The sequence below is a fragment of the Mucilaginibacter terrae genome (assembly GCF_042679325.1).
GTDB classification, from domain to species: domain Bacteria; phylum Bacteroidota; class Bacteroidia; order Sphingobacteriales; family Sphingobacteriaceae; genus Mucilaginibacter; species Mucilaginibacter terrae.
The window spans coordinates 104091-119133 of sequence record NZ_JBHTMJ010000010.1 but is presented as its reverse complement, the minus strand read 5'-3'; the positions used below and the strand labels follow the sequence as shown (position 1 = coordinate 119133).

General features: G+C 47.1%; 21 protein-coding genes. 6 read left to right on the top strand and 15 right to left on the bottom strand.

Going from position 1 to position 15043, the window contains the following annotated elements:
• Window positions 1-24 precede the first annotated feature (24 nt).
• Genes xseA through ACFQ3S_RS09065 form a run of 3 tightly spaced genes read left to right on the top strand, consistent with a single transcriptional unit; the run spans window position 25 to window position 2286 of the window.
• Complete coding sequence (gene xseA, locus ACFQ3S_RS09075; protein ID WP_377163514.1) at window positions 25-1467, top strand: exodeoxyribonuclease VII large subunit; 1443 nt, start codon at window positions 25-27, stop codon at window positions 1465-1467.
• The gene (gene xseB, locus ACFQ3S_RS09070) at window positions 1442-1669 is read left to right on the top strand and encodes an exodeoxyribonuclease VII small subunit (protein WP_377163512.1); all 228 of its coding nucleotides are present in this window, start codon (window positions 1442-1444) and stop codon (window positions 1667-1669) included. The genes xseA and xseB overlap by 26 nt, the downstream gene beginning before the upstream one ends.
• Window positions 1666-2286 carry a hypothetical protein gene (locus ACFQ3S_RS09065; protein ID WP_377163510.1) on the top strand — a complete coding sequence of 207 codons (621 nt, stop codon included), beginning with the start codon at window positions 1666-1668 and terminating at the stop codon, window positions 2284-2286. Before xseB ends, ACFQ3S_RS09065 begins: the two co-directional genes overlap by 4 nt.
• Before the next feature lie 113 nt (window positions 2287-2399).
• On the opposite strand, the gene ACFQ3S_RS09060 is transcribed toward ACFQ3S_RS09065, so the two are convergent.
• A complete protein-coding gene (locus ACFQ3S_RS09060) occupies window positions 2400-2780 on the bottom strand; it encodes a hypothetical protein (RefSeq protein ID WP_377163507.1) in 381 nt (126 codons plus the stop codon).
• 18 nt (window positions 2781-2798) lie between these two features.
• Window positions 2799-3203 carry a hypothetical protein gene (locus ACFQ3S_RS09055; protein ID WP_377163505.1) on the bottom strand — a complete coding sequence of 135 codons (405 nt, stop codon included), beginning with the start codon at window positions 3201-3203 and terminating at the stop codon, window positions 2799-2801.
• A gap of 251 nt (window positions 3204-3454) precedes the next feature.
• Here ACFQ3S_RS09055 and ACFQ3S_RS09050 point away from each other — a divergent pair, with 251 nt between their 5' ends.
• Entirely contained in the window at window positions 3455-4570 is a 1116-nt protein-coding gene (locus ACFQ3S_RS09050) for a S1/P1 nuclease (protein WP_377163503.1), read from the top strand.
• Window positions 4571-5031: 461 nt separating this feature from the next.
• Here ACFQ3S_RS09050 and ACFQ3S_RS09045 read toward each other — a convergent pair whose 3' ends face one another.
• The 10 genes from ACFQ3S_RS09045 to ACFQ3S_RS09000 all read right to left on the bottom strand — a co-directional run bounded on the left by ACFQ3S_RS09045 (window position 5032) and on the right by ACFQ3S_RS09000 (window position 12492).
• Complete coding sequence (locus ACFQ3S_RS09045; protein WP_377163501.1) at window positions 5032-5619, bottom strand: hypothetical protein; 588 nt, start codon at window positions 5617-5619, stop codon at window positions 5032-5034.
• Window positions 5619-6374 carry a DUF4099 domain-containing protein gene (locus ACFQ3S_RS09040; protein ID WP_377163499.1) on the bottom strand — a complete coding sequence of 252 codons (756 nt, stop codon included), beginning with the start codon at window positions 6372-6374 and terminating at the stop codon, window positions 5619-5621. The genes ACFQ3S_RS09045 and ACFQ3S_RS09040 overlap by 1 nt, the downstream gene beginning before the upstream one ends.
• Window positions 6375-6386: 12 nt before the next feature.
• Window positions 6387-7574, bottom strand: coding sequence for a zincin-like metallopeptidase domain-containing protein (locus ACFQ3S_RS09035; RefSeq protein ID WP_377163497.1), 1188 nt, complete (start codon window positions 7572-7574; stop codon window positions 6387-6389).
• Window positions 7552-7989 carry a M23 family metallopeptidase gene (locus ACFQ3S_RS09030; protein ID WP_377163495.1) on the bottom strand — a complete coding sequence of 146 codons (438 nt, stop codon included), beginning with the start codon at window positions 7987-7989 and terminating at the stop codon, window positions 7552-7554. Before ACFQ3S_RS09030 ends, ACFQ3S_RS09035 begins: the two co-directional genes overlap by 23 nt.
• On the bottom strand, window positions 7986-8396 hold the full coding sequence (locus ACFQ3S_RS09025; RefSeq protein WP_377163493.1) for a hypothetical protein: 411 nt from the start codon (window positions 8394-8396) through the stop codon (window positions 7986-7988). Before ACFQ3S_RS09025 ends, ACFQ3S_RS09030 begins: the two co-directional genes overlap by 4 nt.
• Before the next feature lie 55 nt (window positions 8397-8451).
• Window positions 8452-8874 (bottom strand): hypothetical protein, encoded by a 423-nt coding sequence (locus tag ACFQ3S_RS09020; protein WP_377163491.1) that lies wholly within the window; start codon window positions 8872-8874, stop codon window positions 8452-8454.
• Window positions 8874-10874, bottom strand: a complete 2001-nt coding sequence (locus ACFQ3S_RS09015; protein WP_377163489.1) for a type IV secretion system DNA-binding domain-containing protein — start codon at window positions 10872-10874, stop codon at window positions 8874-8876. Before ACFQ3S_RS09015 ends, ACFQ3S_RS09020 begins: the two co-directional genes overlap by 1 nt.
• Before the next feature lie 62 nt (window positions 10875-10936).
• Window positions 10937-11350, bottom strand: coding sequence for a hypothetical protein (locus tag ACFQ3S_RS09010; protein WP_377163487.1), 414 nt, complete (start codon window positions 11348-11350; stop codon window positions 10937-10939).
• A 20-nt stretch (window positions 11351-11370) separates the two neighbouring features.
• Window positions 11371-11598, bottom strand: coding sequence for a hypothetical protein (locus ACFQ3S_RS09005; RefSeq protein ID WP_377163485.1), 228 nt, complete (start codon window positions 11596-11598; stop codon window positions 11371-11373).
• A 12-nt stretch (window positions 11599-11610) separates the two neighbouring features.
• Window positions 11611-12492 (bottom strand): hypothetical protein, encoded by an 882-nt coding sequence (locus ACFQ3S_RS09000; protein ID WP_377163483.1) that lies wholly within the window; start codon window positions 12490-12492, stop codon window positions 11611-11613.
• Between the two features lie 40 nt (window positions 12493-12532).
• On the opposite strand from ACFQ3S_RS09000, the gene ACFQ3S_RS08995 reads away from it, so the two are divergent.
• Together ACFQ3S_RS08995 and ACFQ3S_RS08990 are read left to right on the top strand one after the other, a co-directional pair.
• Window positions 12533-12814: a hypothetical protein gene (locus ACFQ3S_RS08995; RefSeq protein WP_377163481.1), complete on the top strand. Its 282-nt coding sequence runs from the start codon at window positions 12533-12535 to the stop codon at window positions 12812-12814.
• Window positions 12815-12894: 80 nt separating this feature from the next.
• Window positions 12895-13332, top strand: a complete 438-nt coding sequence (locus ACFQ3S_RS08990) for a hypothetical protein (protein WP_377163479.1) — start codon at window positions 12895-12897, stop codon at window positions 13330-13332.
• 19 nt (window positions 13333-13351) lie between these two features.
• Here the strand turns inward: ACFQ3S_RS08990 and ACFQ3S_RS08985 are convergent, their stop codons facing one another.
• The 3 genes from ACFQ3S_RS08985 to ACFQ3S_RS08975 are packed head-to-tail and all read right to left on the bottom strand — an operon-like array spanning window position 13352 to window position 15001.
• The gene (locus tag ACFQ3S_RS08985; protein WP_377163477.1) at window positions 13352-13885 is read right to left on the bottom strand and encodes a hypothetical protein; all 534 of its coding nucleotides are present in this window, start codon (window positions 13883-13885) and stop codon (window positions 13352-13354) included.
• 16 nt (window positions 13886-13901) lie between these two features.
• Complete coding sequence (locus ACFQ3S_RS08980; RefSeq protein ID WP_377163475.1) at window positions 13902-14294, bottom strand: hypothetical protein; 393 nt, start codon at window positions 14292-14294, stop codon at window positions 13902-13904.
• 17 nt (window positions 14295-14311) lie between these two features.
• Window positions 14312-15001, bottom strand: a complete 690-nt coding sequence (locus ACFQ3S_RS08975) for a hypothetical protein (protein WP_377163473.1) — start codon at window positions 14999-15001, stop codon at window positions 14312-14314.
• Window positions 15002-15043 lie beyond the last annotated feature (42 nt).

Sequence of the window (15043 nt, the reverse complement as noted above, 5' to 3'; positions counted from 1 at the left end):
TTTCTTACCGTAATTTACAGAACGATGAGTTCTCCCGAAAACACCAGTCCTATTTCATTATCCGAACTTGCCGGTTTGGTCAAGGGTGTAGTGGAACAGGCTTTGGGCAGGCACACCTTTTGGGTAATAGCCGATGTGGCCAACCATAATCAAAAAAGCGGCAGGCATTATTTCGATCTTTTGGAGAAGGATGCGGCAGGAGTCGTGATCGTGGCGAAAATTCCTACACGGGCATGGGCAGAAGGCGTACAGAAGATCCTTGCTTTCGAAAAAGTAACCGGTCAAGCTTTCACCACGGGGCTTAAGATTCTGAGTTTAGTGAGTGTGGCATATAACCCGATCTACGGGTTGCAGCTCACGCTAATGGATATCGATCCCAATTTTACTTTGGGCGTACTGGAAAGACAGCGTAAAGAAACGCTGCTGCGCCTGATCACAGACAATCCGCAGCATGTTTGGTTAGCGGATGGCTTATACGTTACTTTGAACCAAAATCTGCCTTTGCCAAAAGTGATCCAGCGGATTGCGGTTATTTCCTCTGCCGTTTCCGCGGGACTGGAGGACTTTCAACATACACTAGACCACAATACGTTCGGATATGAATTTAAGATTGATCGATACTACTCCTATGTGCAGGGTGAAAACAATGCCCAATCGGTCGTTGACCAGTTCATTGCGATCTTTAATTCAGGTATTGCCTATGATGCCGCTGTGCTCATCCGTGGTGGTGGTTCTCAAACGGACTTACTGATCTTTGAACATTATAACATTGCCAGGGTCATTGCCCGGTTCCCAATCCCTGTTTTCACCGGCATCGGGCACCAAAAGAATGAGACGATTGCGGACCTGATGGCACATACGGCTTTAAAGACACCAACGAAAGCAGCTGAATTCATGGTCGCCCACAATAAGGCATTCTTTGATGAGCTATTGTCCCTGGAAAAAAGCATCCTGATCAAAACTCAGCAGTCCATGGCCCGGCACAAACAATTATTTTCTTTGAAAAAGAATGAGGTGAGTATGATTGCCAGAACCTATATCAGCCAACACGTTCAGCAATTACATCAAAAGAGCCAGGGCATCACACATCTGGGCAGGTCGGTGTTGTCGGAGGAACAAAGCAGGCTCCGCTTGTTAAGTGGAAAATTATCCGGACGTGCTCAATTGCTTCTTTACGGCCATAGAAGAAACCTTTTTCAGCGCAGCACGGAAATTGGAATTCAAACAAAGAACTATTTGGCGGAACAGGATAAACGTATCGCTGCTTATCAATCGGAGTTGCATCTGATTTCGCCTGATCGCCTGCTTAGACGGGGCTACGCGCTGATCAAAAAGAATGGCAAGATATTAGGACGGGCGGACAAGCTGGAAAAAGGCAATGAAATAGCGATTATATTAGCCGACCGGGAGGTTTCGGCGACGGTAAATGAGAATAAAAAACATGACGGAAGTGATTTTAACATATGATGAGGCTTACCGGGAACTTGATGAAATTCATGATTCCCTGGTCAATGGGGAAGTTCCGGTAGATGTACTGGCTGAAAAGTTGAAACGTACCGCTTTTCTGGTGAAATACTGCAAGGAGAAGCTGCAAAGCGCGGACAAGGATGTGAATGCGATCATCAGTGAAATGGAACAGGAGGAAAAAGTATCAAAGGGGGCTCTATGATCAACCCGGTTAATCTAACCATGACCTCCGGAAACATTGATCGCCACCTGAGCATCAATCCGGTATATCTGCAGGCTTCGTCGGAAGAGCCGGTTATGCATACTGAAACCTTTTTGATATACGAGGAAATCACGCCTTACGAGGGTATGACCGATGCAGATATATTTAATCATTTAAGCAAGACCCAGGAGCCGGATTACGATCCGAACGATGAGCTCCTTTATCTGGGTGCCATTAAATTCACCTCCCACGAACGCATGACCTGGGAGTGGGAAGGCAAATCCCCTGGCTTTTCAGGGAAAGAGATGGCAGTACTGATCAATTTTATCACTAAGTTCTTTGAGGGAGACGGTGAAAAAAAAGCAAATATGGAAGCTGGCGAAGAATTCATATTGCCCCTGCCGCCAGACACGTTTACCATTAACTTAGTTATTAACGGGATCAGTCAGCCATGCACGGTAAGCAATTGGGGCGAGATTTTTGAGGTCCACCTCCCAGAAGGATACGTTCTTTTGAGTATTGACGAGAATTTGATCTGGCGGCAAACCGAAGGCGTACCGTTACCGGCATCGCTAATTGATGAAATCGGTTACAAGATCAATTCGTTCTATGCATAGAGCCATCCCCATAATAACTTTAAGGATTCCAATAGTATATACGTTTGTAAGTCGCTGAATACAAATGCATCGTTCCCGTATCAAACATTCAAGAACAATAGGTTCAAAACCAGTCAGTCGAAATACACATCATTATCCCATTTCACCCACTTTCCATTTTCAATACGGTTTACTTCCTGGCAAGATTCCCCAAGGTGCTCGTCACAAAAATAATCGACCGCATCCTTCATCAGGTCCCAATCCCATAATAAGCGTCGTTCGCTATGCAGGTTCATCACCTGAAAAAAACGATACTTACTGCGTTCCGGATTAAATTTTCCATACATGGATTTGGAATGAAAGACTGCTACAAGATACAGGTGATCAGCAGGATAGCGGTCTTTTCTTTCCTGTTCAGCAAGTACTTTGATCAATAGTCCAAGCTCCTTGAATCTGATGAACTGTTGATGAAGATCACCCGGCTCAAGAGCGATCTCGAAATTTGGTCTGCCCATGATATAGGATATGAATAATTAAAAATCAAGTTCTTCAATCAGGAAGCCCGCACCCTTCGGTGTTTCTTTTAACAGGCTGTCGGCAGACTGGTAAATATTTTCGAACGGTTGTTTATGAACCATCATGAGTTCCACCAAACCGTTCAAAGCAGCATACGAGGCAATGGCCTCTTGGATGGCTTCATTGGTCCACTGCATGATCGCCGTTTCTTTCATGACCGAGCGCAGCACAAAATGCAACACCAGCATATCGTCCTTCGGGCCAAAGCAGGCATGGTAGATGACTTCCTCCCGGGAAAGGTCCGCATCAGGTTCTATGTTACTGCTGACTACTTCGAGGTATGAATTGATATTTTGGGAAATGACCAGGTCGCGTAACGGATTATCAGGCTTTTTGCGGTGAATAAAGGAAGCTTGCATCATAATGAATATTGAATAACCACCACAAAGCTATGCTAATATTTTTAGTAATTTAAAATCTATTTATTAACATATCTTGTGGAAAACCTTAAAATTTGGTTTTACAGATGTTGAGTTAAGTTGCCGATGCATCATTATGGCGGGATCAGTATACTGCATAAAAAATTAAGCGGCTGTCTTTCGCTTGGTTAGCGATGAACACCTGATTTTTAACAAAGAATTTATAAACGTTTGCGATCTTGCAACAAATATCGATGATGAAAAAAATTTATTTGCTGAGCGGTAGCCTTCTGGTAGCCGCACTGAGTTTGATTTCGTGGGGATTTAAAGGACACCGGGCGGTTGCGAGCATTGCGCAGCAACATTTATCGGCCACTACGGCCTATACGGTGGGCGCATACCTGAAAGGGGAAGCCATGGCTGACGTCAGCACCTGGGCGGATGAGAACAAGAACACCACTACGGCCCCCTGGCATTTTTTGAACTTGGCCCTGGGACTGAACCATGAGCAGTTCGTTAAGGCAGTCAGTGAAATGGGGAATGATAATGTGTATTCCGCTATTTTGAAAACGGAAGCTATTTTAAAAGAAGAGAATGTAGGGATCGACCAAAAGAACGAGGCTTTGAAATACTTGATCCACCTGGTAGGTGATGCGCATCAGCCGATGCATATCAGCCGCAAAGAAGATAAGGGCGGCAATACGATCCAGCTCAGATTTGAGGACAAAGGAACGAACCTGCATAGCCTGTGGGATAGCAAGATGATCGATCACGAAGGATTGAGCGAAGCGCAGATCGCTAAGCAATATGATACGGCAACGCCGGTGGAAATCAAGAAATGGCAGGCGGACAGCCCAATGGAATGGATTTGGGAAAGTTACCAGATCAGCAGCCGGCTGTATGGAGAATTGAAACCGGGGCAAACTATCGACGAGGTATATTATCAGAAAAACATCGGCGTTATCCACCAGCGGGTCGACCAGGCCGGCATCCGCCTGGCAGGTGAGCTGAACAGGATCTTAAAAGATCAAAAAGTAAAGGTAACACAGGTGATACTGACACCTCCGGCTCCTCAGGTACAGCAAATCAAAGCGGCTGAAATTGCATTAGCCGATGTTAAGAACGCCGTAGGAAAGGAAGTTACGGTAACCGGTAAGGTTTTCGGTTCGAGGGATATTGGCAGCATGGTATTGGTTAACCTGGGTGCTGCTTATCCCAACCAGCAGCTGACCGTAGCCTTAAAAGGGTCAGCAAAAATAGCCGGAGCAGGTTTGGAAGAAAAGACGATTACCGTAACCGGTAAGGTGATTGATTATAAAGGCAAACCTGAAATCATCATCACAGATGTCGCCCAGATTGTAATTAAATAAGGAATCAAATAAAAGTCCCCGTGCACTTGCTGCCGGGGACTTTTAACCTAAACCTTATCACGATTAGCAGCAGATCGCTGCGAAATCAGGCAAATATAATAATTAATTTCAATAAAACCGACGTCCTTTAGAGCGGGTGTACTCGCGAAACAACTGCTGCTCGAAAAGCTTACGATGCGCTTCCCGTTTTAGCCGGACCTGGTACCGCCAAAAGAACAAAAGCCAGACAGCCACCACTACGCCATAGCATGGCCATGGATTTCCCTTACCCAAGGTACCCCAAAGGGCGAGTGTGGAAACAAAAAATGTAGCGATGAGGTGCAGGAATGTTTTCATAACGTTTTATTACTTAAATATACTAAATTTCTTAGCTTTCATCAAGACTTTTAACAAATTTTTCCAGGATCTAAATGTGGCACTTACAGGTCAGTTTATACTGCACCTCTAAAATTTCAAGTAGCTCATCCGTATCTTAACTGGTCTAAAAAAGTTCCAACAGCATTCGGTTTCCGGGTCCTGATACCAGTGCGGAGACCGGCAGCCTTTTCAAAAGCATATAAGCTGATCTGCTGCACCGGGAGGAGACAGGAATGCGCTTTCATTTGAATTCGCACCTGATCGTCAAGCAGCATGATCCTAGTCCCATGCCCCTTCAAACCAGCAGCGACCTTGATATCGGTCAGCGTACCCAGCAAACCGCTTCCAAAAACCAGCGTAAACTTTCGCTTTTTGAACTGATGCCTGATCCAAAGTAACTGTCCCATAGATGGCAGGTTACCGGTGGCAATAAACGATAAGGCATCCGGCCTGGGGTAATGGTCAGCGTGCAAGGTCAGAAAGGCGATGGCTTCCATGGCAGAATAGGTGATCACCACTTCCGATGCTGAACGGTTACCGGCCAGCCAGAGATTTGATGTAGTGGGCACTTTGTGCAGTTCCTCTGTAAATAACTCCTTTGCACCGCCATAATCAAACTCGGCTTTTTCCCGGCAATAAAACCAGGCTTGCAATGCTTCAGGCACGCCAAGCCTGGTGAGCTGGTCATTCATTAACGGGACATGGTCTTACCGGGAAGTGTATCACGGGAAAGAGGCAAATTACGCGCTTCCATATCCCCCAGGGCGTTGTGATAACCCGCACTTAATTTCTCCGCTGTGTCATCATGCTTCTGGTTAAACAGCGCGTTCAGGCCCTTATAGAGTACATAACTCAAGCCACCATCAATTAAAATGGAAGCCACCAATGCCAGCTTATTAGCCCGGATACCCTGCGGATCAATCGCGCTATAGTCAAACGTCGTATGGTCTGCCAGCTGCACTTCCTTGCCTTTACGGAAGGCCTCCTTTTGCGCAGGGGTCAGGAATTCCCCATTGACCATATCAGGGGCCAAGATCTTTTCCGTATCAGAAATGATATACTCCCGGGTGTCCGAATCATATTCGACCAGCAGTTCCTTTTGACGTCCAATTCCGTCGGGCACTTTAATTAGCACATTAGCAACCTCTTTCTGTTGCAGCTGCCTCGCCTCGTTCATACTTAAAAATTCGGGGGCAACCGCTTTGCGGTATACCGGGTGGATCAAAAGGTTGACCTTTCCTTTGGCATCGGGCTGCAGGGATAATTTTGCATCCAGCGATTTGATCCTGATATTTTCTGCTTCCAGGTTACTGAGCTGTAATAGGCTGGTGCGCCCACCTGAGAGCAGTGCTTTCAGGTCATCGACATTCAACAGGAGCTGGCCGCCTGCGGCCAGTCCTATCGTTTCCAGGTCCTCCATCGGAAGATCCCGTTCCTTAAAATTCATGAAATTCATCGTTTATCTTCCTCTTGAATAAGTTTGTTCCTGTACTTGTTCCGGCTCCTGCTCTTCTGCCCGTTGTAATGCTACCGGGTTGTTCTTCGCCTCCACCAGTTTGCCAAAGAGCGCATCGGTTGGCTTAAGCTTGAATTTCTCGCCGGTATCGGCTTTTTCCATATCCAGCGTTTTGCCTTTTTTATTTAAGACGGTGTAGGTCGTATTATTGTGGACAATGGCATCCCCTTTGGAAAGGGTGGTGTTCACCCCTACATCTTTGCCTACTGCCGCCTCCCGTTTTTGGCCGACGCCTAATACAGCATTGGCGATACGCTGGGCATCTTTAGCCACCCGGGCGATCTCGTACGGGTCTTCCTTAAGCATCCTGACCCAGTTGCTGGTATAAGCTTTATGCGGGCCGAAATCATGGCCGAGTTTCAGTTCGCCGCCAATGAGCATCGCTGCTGTCGCGGCCCGGAACTCTTCTTTGGCATATTCGGCTGACCCGAACTTTCCTTCCATGGGGCGATTCTGACGACTTTCATGGCCTGTCCAATGCGCCAGTTGGTGAATAGCGACCTGGTAATAGGCCGTCTCGCTGGGGAACTGGTCTTTCTCCGGCATAAAGATGACGTCCCTTTTATGATCGTAATAAGCTTCCTGTCCGCCATCAATGATCACTGCGCCGGATTCCCGGATCAGTTGGCCTGCTTTCTCGATCGGTGACAGGGTTTGACCTTCGTTTTGTTTCTCGAGGAACTCGACCAGGGGCGGAATTTTATCGATCTGCGTGCCGTTGAACAAAAAGGCGACGCCTTTCTCCGGCTTTTCAAATTCCACCCGTTTAGTTTGGGTCACCCCGGCCTCATCGGTGATTTTCGAGCCGTCCGGCTTGCGGATGGCCTGAATATCGCTGGTCTTGGGGAAGGTAATCATCGTCCCCTTGGAATCTTTTTTGACCAGGTAACCGGCAAAGCGTGCCGCTTCTGCCGTCAGCCAGCGCGGGTCTTCATGGCCTTTCATGGCCAGGGCCAGGGCATTGAGTGCGCTGTAACCTTTGCCGGTGGTAGGATTTATGGGTTTTACAAATGCAGGCTGGCCGTTTTCCTTGACCGGCTGTTGAAACAGGGAGGTCCCGGCACTCAGGGACGAGATGAGTTTGTCTGCCACCTGGGCATAGAACGGTTTAAAATTTCTGTTTTTTTCCATGATGAATCAGGGTTTGATAAAAGAATTGAATGGGGTCGATGTAACGGCCCCGGTAAAAGATGGATAGATGAAGGTGCTCGCCGGTCACTCGGCCGGTCGCCCCGGTTATACCGATTGGCTCCCCGGCCCGAACCGAATCCCCGGGCATGACCAGGGGGCGGCTAAGGTGTCCATACCCGGACAAAACCGCACCATGCTGCAAGCTGATATGGATGCCCAGCGCGGAATCATAACCGGTGTAAGAAACCAAACCGTCCATGATGGCATAGACCGTATCACTTCGGGCGTGCAGGTCAATGCCGTCGTGCATCCGGCGTATGCCGCTCAGCGGGTGGGTACGATACCCGAATGCCGAATTTAACCGGAGGTGTTTCAAGGGAAGGCAGACCAGGCAAAGACTGATCAGCAGCTTCATCGGGTAAAGGCCTTGTTGAGATCGACGCTCCGGTTTTGTTTCGGAGCTTCTAAGGCACGCTCCCAGATCCCCGGATTGTCGCGTGCAATTTCGAGGGCATCCCAATTGGCTTTGGGCGTCCCGCGATCCTGGAGCAACATGATCTTGTAGAGCGCGCCAAAGTCTTTCGGGGCCATACTGGTACCGTTTGCCATCAGGTCGTTAAACACTTCCTGTTTGTCTTTAAGGCGGAGCAGTTCAGCGGGATGATAAACGGCATTTTGCCCGTTTTCAAAGGCCACGTAGACCTCATGGTTATAATCGCGGTCATAATTAACCACAGCGATCTTTCCCTGGTTTTGCAGAGGATCGTTCTTCAGGTCCGGGTGCACCATGACCAGGGTGGCCTGCAGGTTGTCATTGTTCATGAATGTTAAATTGAATTAATTTAGAAAGCCGGTGCAGACAAGCACCGGCCGGTATTTATCGCCCGATCTTCGGGCCGGTATTCAATTGAAGTCTGGCTTCAATACTGAGCAATACCGCATCGGTTAGAGACGGTTGTTGCAGAACGATGTGAAAAGCTTCTTTTTGATATTCCGAATTTTCCGCATACATTTCCAGCAAACCGATGCTGATCAGCGCATTTTGCTCGTATTCCGTGAGGTGATCCTTGTAAACGTCCATATACCGGAAGATCGAGTCGGCATCTTTCAGGATGAGCAGGGCAGCGGCATCGTAGATACCTACTTCTTCGTTCTCAAACCCGACATAGAATTCGTCACGGTTGATCAGGGCATAAGTCAGCAGGCCGATGCTGCCCTGTTTGCCCATGGGGTCCTCCGCAAGATTAGGGTGGACAAGTACGTAATCGGGCAGGTGAAATAACTCTTTTTGATTATGCATTATTTGTTCATGATGGCTTTAGGGGGTGTAATCGGTACAGGAGGCGTAAAGGCGAGTACCATTTCCTGTACCTGCCGGGTGATGCGGTCGTAATTTTGCCGCAGTTTTTCGTCGGCCTTCCCGCCGAAATCATAATAAGTAGGCAGGGGTTTGTAATTCTTTTCCTCCTCCCCGATGGCTTTCATATCGAGGTTAATGCGGCAATTCACGGCGGACGTTTCAAATTGCCCGGTATACACTTCCTGTGCATCCGCGGCGATTACGCCGACCATTTCCCCGGCGTTGAGTGAAGCGATCTTGCCGGCCGGGATCAGGGCTTCCAGTTTTTCGTTGAGCGAGGTCGAGGTCTTATTCCGGTCAATGGACAGCCCCTCCCCTAACTGCTTGGATTTGCCGAACAACCGCTCCAGCCATTCGAGCGTCTCCTTGTTCCGGACGGAACCGGAAAGGACGTTACCGATCACTGCCGTAATGGTGGCAGCAGTGTCCTTGCCGTACTGCTGGTTGAACTGCGGCAATTCCTGCAAGCCCATCAGCACGGCCACTTTGTTACTCCGGGCGGTCGCTATCAGGTTCTCCACCTTATGCACGAACAGTGTCGGCACTTCATCCACGATCAAAGCAGACGGCAGGTTACCCTTGGTATTGATGAGCTTGGTGAGGCGGTTAATGATGATGGAGTAGCAGGCGGAATTGATGTTCTGCGTGTTCGGATCATTGGCCAGTACGAGGATGCCCGGGTTTTCCCTGGCTGAAATCTTCAAGTCGAAATCATCGCCGGAAAACACCCAGTAAGTCTCCTTCGTGGCTAAACGGCTGATGAAGATCTTCAGCGTACCGATCTGGCCTTCGAGCTGATCAAATGCCTTGGCGTTGAAAGCCGTCATAAAGGGAGAAAGCAGGGCCCGAAGTTCCTGCTCCGAAGTCAGCGTATTGAAGATCTCCTCATAAGAACGGTTCAACAGGGAAAGCACATGCGGGAGGCTCGAATATTTCCCATCCTGGTACTTGCTCATAAAGTAGATACAGGAGGCCAGGAAGTTAATAGCCGACTGGGTAAAGAACTGGTCGCTGCCGCCTGACTTATCCCCTTTCTTGAGTGCCTCCACCAAAGCCTCGGCCGTTTCCGAAGCATCGGCCAGCGAGCGGATATAATCCGCCCGCCAGGGGTTGATGCGCCGGCTTTTCTCTACCTCGTTCAGGTTCAGCACATGGAAGGTGTACCCTTTCATTTTCCCCTGACCACGGGCCAGTAAGTAATGGTAATACGCGATCTGTCCGAGGTCCGGAAATTTAAAGTCATACAGGCAAACCGCAAACTCCTTGGCAATTAATTGCCGGATGAAAGGGTTGACAACGGAAAAGCTTTTTCCTGACCCGGGTGTACCAATAACCATGGTACCGCGAAAGACATTACAGATATTGATCCAGCCATGCCGTACCTTTTTGTCGAAGTAGAACAGCATGGGAATATTGACCGAATAAGGTGTTTCCTTCTTTTGGAGCGGCTGCATAAAGCTTTCCGCCTCGCTGTTCCATTTGTCCTTTCCCAGGCCGGATTGGATGATCTTGGAAATATTGTCCATGGCCACGCTGCACAGCAGCGCACCTAAAAAAGAGCAGATGAGGTAAAGCAGATCATATCCTGTAGTAAAAGGCAGTACCAACGGCGAATCCCTCCCCCGGTATACCAGGCTACCGAAAAACAAAAGCATACCGATCCCTAAAGGATAGGCAATATGTTTTTTAGGGTCGAGGTCGGTTTTCTTTTTTGCCAGTGTCCCTATGCTGACGAGACAGATCAGCAAAAAAGTCGATAGCTTACTATAAATAACCTGGTGATAAACCTGCAGACGGGCGATCTTGACCAGGGCGACATGAAAAATGCCCCAGAAAGGGGCATCACGGTAAATAAAAACCGCGGCTTCTAAAAGAATGCTGATATAAATACCGCATTGCAGGAAGCCGTGGAGTTTCTGTTGTTCTCGGGTTTCTTCCATAAAAAAGGATTAAATAAAAAGCCGCCTGAATCATGGCGGCGACTAAAAGCCGAGGCTCTGCGCTAACGCGAGATCCGCGCAGCTTGCTTCGGCACATCCAGGCTACCGGTATAATGAAAGGTATGGTGATCTGACAGCAATTGCGCCAGCTCCCGCCCATTGGGCACGGCTGCAAAAATGATATGAGCGGGCATCACCTCGGGCGGGTCGAAGGGGTCATAAATATGCGGAAAAGGAACCTGCATGACCCGCTCATCCAGAAAAACCCCGGTCTGCCCATTTTCCATTATCACATCGCTGAAAGGAATCGTCTTCCACGGATTTTGCGGGTCGCGGAATTCCTTACGCTTCGCATCCGCCAGAAAGTCCTGCCCGGCAATCTGCACGACCGGTAGGTCAACAGGAAAGTCGTCCTCCCATCCCGGAACAACCCGGTCCAGGCGGGCTTTGGTGGCATCAGGATCTACGGCGTCCAAAGGATAAAGCCAATAAAGCTTCACCTGTTCAGGCAGATTGTGATGATTCCCCTCAAAACATTTTTAGTATGGGGGTCATACCATACTTCCACATGCTCTTCGAGGTAAAGCATATCCCGGTACCAGTCCATCCGGTTCTGCTCATTGTCCACCTGGATCAGTTCGTGTAAAAAAGCATTGATATAAAATTGCGTACCCTCCAGTTCCAATACCGGGAAAGGGCCGTAATATTCACTACCTATATCCATTATCAATTTAAATTATCGTTTCAATTGGGGCTGCACCTCCTGGATTTCCGCTTCTTCCTCCCCGGTAAACAAAACCTCGCCTTCCGCCTGCTTTTCGCGCTCCCTGATATTCCGGTTTATTTCCTCTTCCAGTTTACCGAGTTCTGCTTTTAAGGCATCGAGTTCAAACTCTTTGGTGAAAGATTTATGGGTAAGTTCCCGGACCTGTGGGATCTGCGTGGAAATAGCAGCCAGTTCTTTTTCGTATTTGGCGGCCATCCCGACCACACGATCTATGGCATTCAGGAAGTACCTTGCAGCCAGTTTAGGGTTATCGATATTCGGCGCACCGGAATTCTGCATGTATTTGATCCGCGTGCCGGGGCTTTCCGCATATAAATGCGTCGCCATGGACGCCTTTCCATCTTCAAAAATGGAAAACTGCTTTCTTACATAAAGATCAAACCCATAAAGTTCACCAATCAGGCGATCAGGGTATTCATAACTCTCCGGTTCATAGTGCTTGTACAGGTCTATCAGGTGACGGCCGACGGCTTCCGCATCAGCACCAGGCAGGTCATGTAAGCGAATGGGATTAAGCTTGGTTCCATCCGGCGCAAAAGCCAGCACTTCCTGATAACGGGCAGTATCCGATTTGACCATTTGTAGGGTTGACACCGTACTTTTCTCCCGCTTTTCCAGATCTTCTAACAAATACCTGCTCCGGGCTACCTCCTTGTAATGGGCTGACCGGTCACTTTCCAGCACCGCGATCTTCTTTTCCACGCGGGTCTTTTCCAATAGTGAGGTATCACCCGACAGGATAGCAATGTATTCGGAGAAGTTCATACCGCTCTGTTCATCCATGGCACCTTCGTCCAGGGTTCGCAACGTCAGTTCATTACTTTTCATCATTGGGGTCCCGCTTATCTTGATAGGTGCCGTGAACAGCTATATGAGGATCAAAAATATGTTTAAGCGTGAGCCACAGATTATCCTGAATATCGACGGCATGCGTACGGCAAATACGCCTTTTTACAAATGGAATGATATTGTTAATGAAAGAACGATTAGGGAAGGGGCTGGTAAATATGCGATGTACTATCTCTGTTATAATCATCCAAATGGCAGCGCCAAATTTCACTTGAATGATCTGGAGGTGAGCTTTATGCAATTACAAAAATTATTACGGGTGTATCGCGGACGGAATTCGGTGTTTAAATTAGATACTAAATGATAATGCAGAAAAGAACAGTAAATATTTGCCTGGCTATTTCGCTGCTAATTTTATTTTAAAGCTGCAATCGGCAAAAGGAAATGGTTGTGGAGCCGATAAGTAAAGAATTCAATGATGAATATCTTACCGGTAAAGGTTTAGATACAAATTTTTTTAATCCTACTGATGTAATGCAATACTATCAGGTATCCAATTATGGTGGTTTGACCGCTGATCAGATCTTTGCCAGGTTGCATGATTTCTCGATTGCGAGCTACCCACCACGAAAGCTAACTCATATTCAACAATTAACAATATTATTCTATAAACAGAAGCTTTTTGTTGACTACCGCGATCATTTGTATGAGTCGGCGAGAGATAACGACACCAGGCGTTTATCCGATTATCATGATGACTTATTAGCGAGTATCAGCTTTGAACGCCTAAAAGATGATCCCCGGAAAATGTCGTTACAAAAGATTCTTTACAATAAAGGTAAATTTCAGAAAGAGATGAATGATACTATTTCAGCACCATAGCCGCCAGACACATAAATAATTATAGGTTAAGCCGAATGCTTTGCTTCACCTTTTCCAGGATCTCTTGTTTTTCAACTTGTTTTAATACGCCTAAAGCCGTTAATGGCTGTACACCTGAATCCAGGGTTAGATAAAGCTGCCAGCCTGCCCAAAACGTTTTTTTGAGGGTAATATCGCGAATGGTTTTATATGCCGCAAAAGTAAGCGGACCGGCATCCATTGCCAATTTACTTGCGCCACTGCCTTTAGGTATCTCCCGGTAATAAAGCCCTTCATCATCCAGTCTGGCGCGTTCCACACCATCTGCATATTTAATAAAGAAATAGCCTCCTAACAAAAAGCCTAATTTAAAGGCAAGCATTAATAGCGAGGTCAGAAATTCTACTATACCTTGAAAACTGACCAGGACCCATTGAAGATTATCCCAAAATGAATCTTTAATATCAACACCCATAAAGGTAAAAGCAAGTCCAACAATTATCAAAATGATACCAATTGTTATGGAGCGCCAGGGCGATAAATAATAGCTCTTTGATGTTTCCCCGTTTTTCATCTGAACAGGAATCGAGTTAAGGTTTATTTTTGTAAAACAACAGAACAAGCACCCGGCCCTTTTCCCGGTAACTTGCGCGGATGGTATTAGGCGCTTCCGTTTCTTCGTTAATACCGGTTAGTATAATCTCCCGCTTGTCTGCACCTGAACTTAACCTAAATACAAAGTTGCCATTAGCTTCAGGGGTACCGCTCTGCGGGGTAAATAGCTGTGTTTTTTGCCGGCTGCTGACCAACCTGATCTTGCTGGCACCGATATAACCATCCGCGTAATCTAAATGAAATACCCGATTTTTGATTCTTGCGGTATATTTAACGGTTTCATACGCTTTGGCCTGCTGAGCCATTGCCGCGCTTGTAGAATAACAAAGGCTGCCAAAAAGGATAATTTGAAATAAGATAAGTTTCATTATATATTAATATGGAATCAATCACTCTTGGTGTTTTTGTACCAATCCAGACCGGAGAAGGTCATCCAGTCTTTACCGGACGGACCGGCCTTTTTGAGCACCGTTAGCGTCGCCCCAAAACTTTTACCGTTTTCCTTTTGTGAATAGAGATAACTGATACCGTTAGGCTGATTATCCCAAATCTGAACAATTTGCTTTTCGTCCGGCTTGGGGGGGACAGCATTGCCGTTCTCGTCAATAGTCAGTGATCCGTCCGGCCATTTTTTTTTAAAGCTTGGCTTTCCCAGGCTATTAAGTTCTTGATGAAGCGCATTCACCTGATCCCGGGTATACAATATCACCTCAAAAAAAGCCAGTTTATTCGTTTTTTCATCGTAGTGGAGTAATACATAATTTTTGTTATTTCCATCAGCTCCAGATAATAGGGCGCTCCCGTATTTCAGCGCTTTTGCATCATAACTTTTTACACGCTCATATCCCATCAACGTTTTGTCGGTGTCTGTAACCGCTTCCAGCTTTATTTGCTGTTCCTTTACGACAGCCGGAATGTTTTCTTTAAATTCCAGTTTAGCGAGGTCAAATGGCCCGGTATAAGAGAGCGGTGCATCCTTAATCTTTGACGAATCGACATCAGCCTGGGATTTAGGTTTGGCATTACAGGATAACAACAGCGGTATCAAGAAGAGAACTGGTACTATATATTTCATATCCTAATTTCGATTTGATTTGTAAATTGATCTATCAACTTT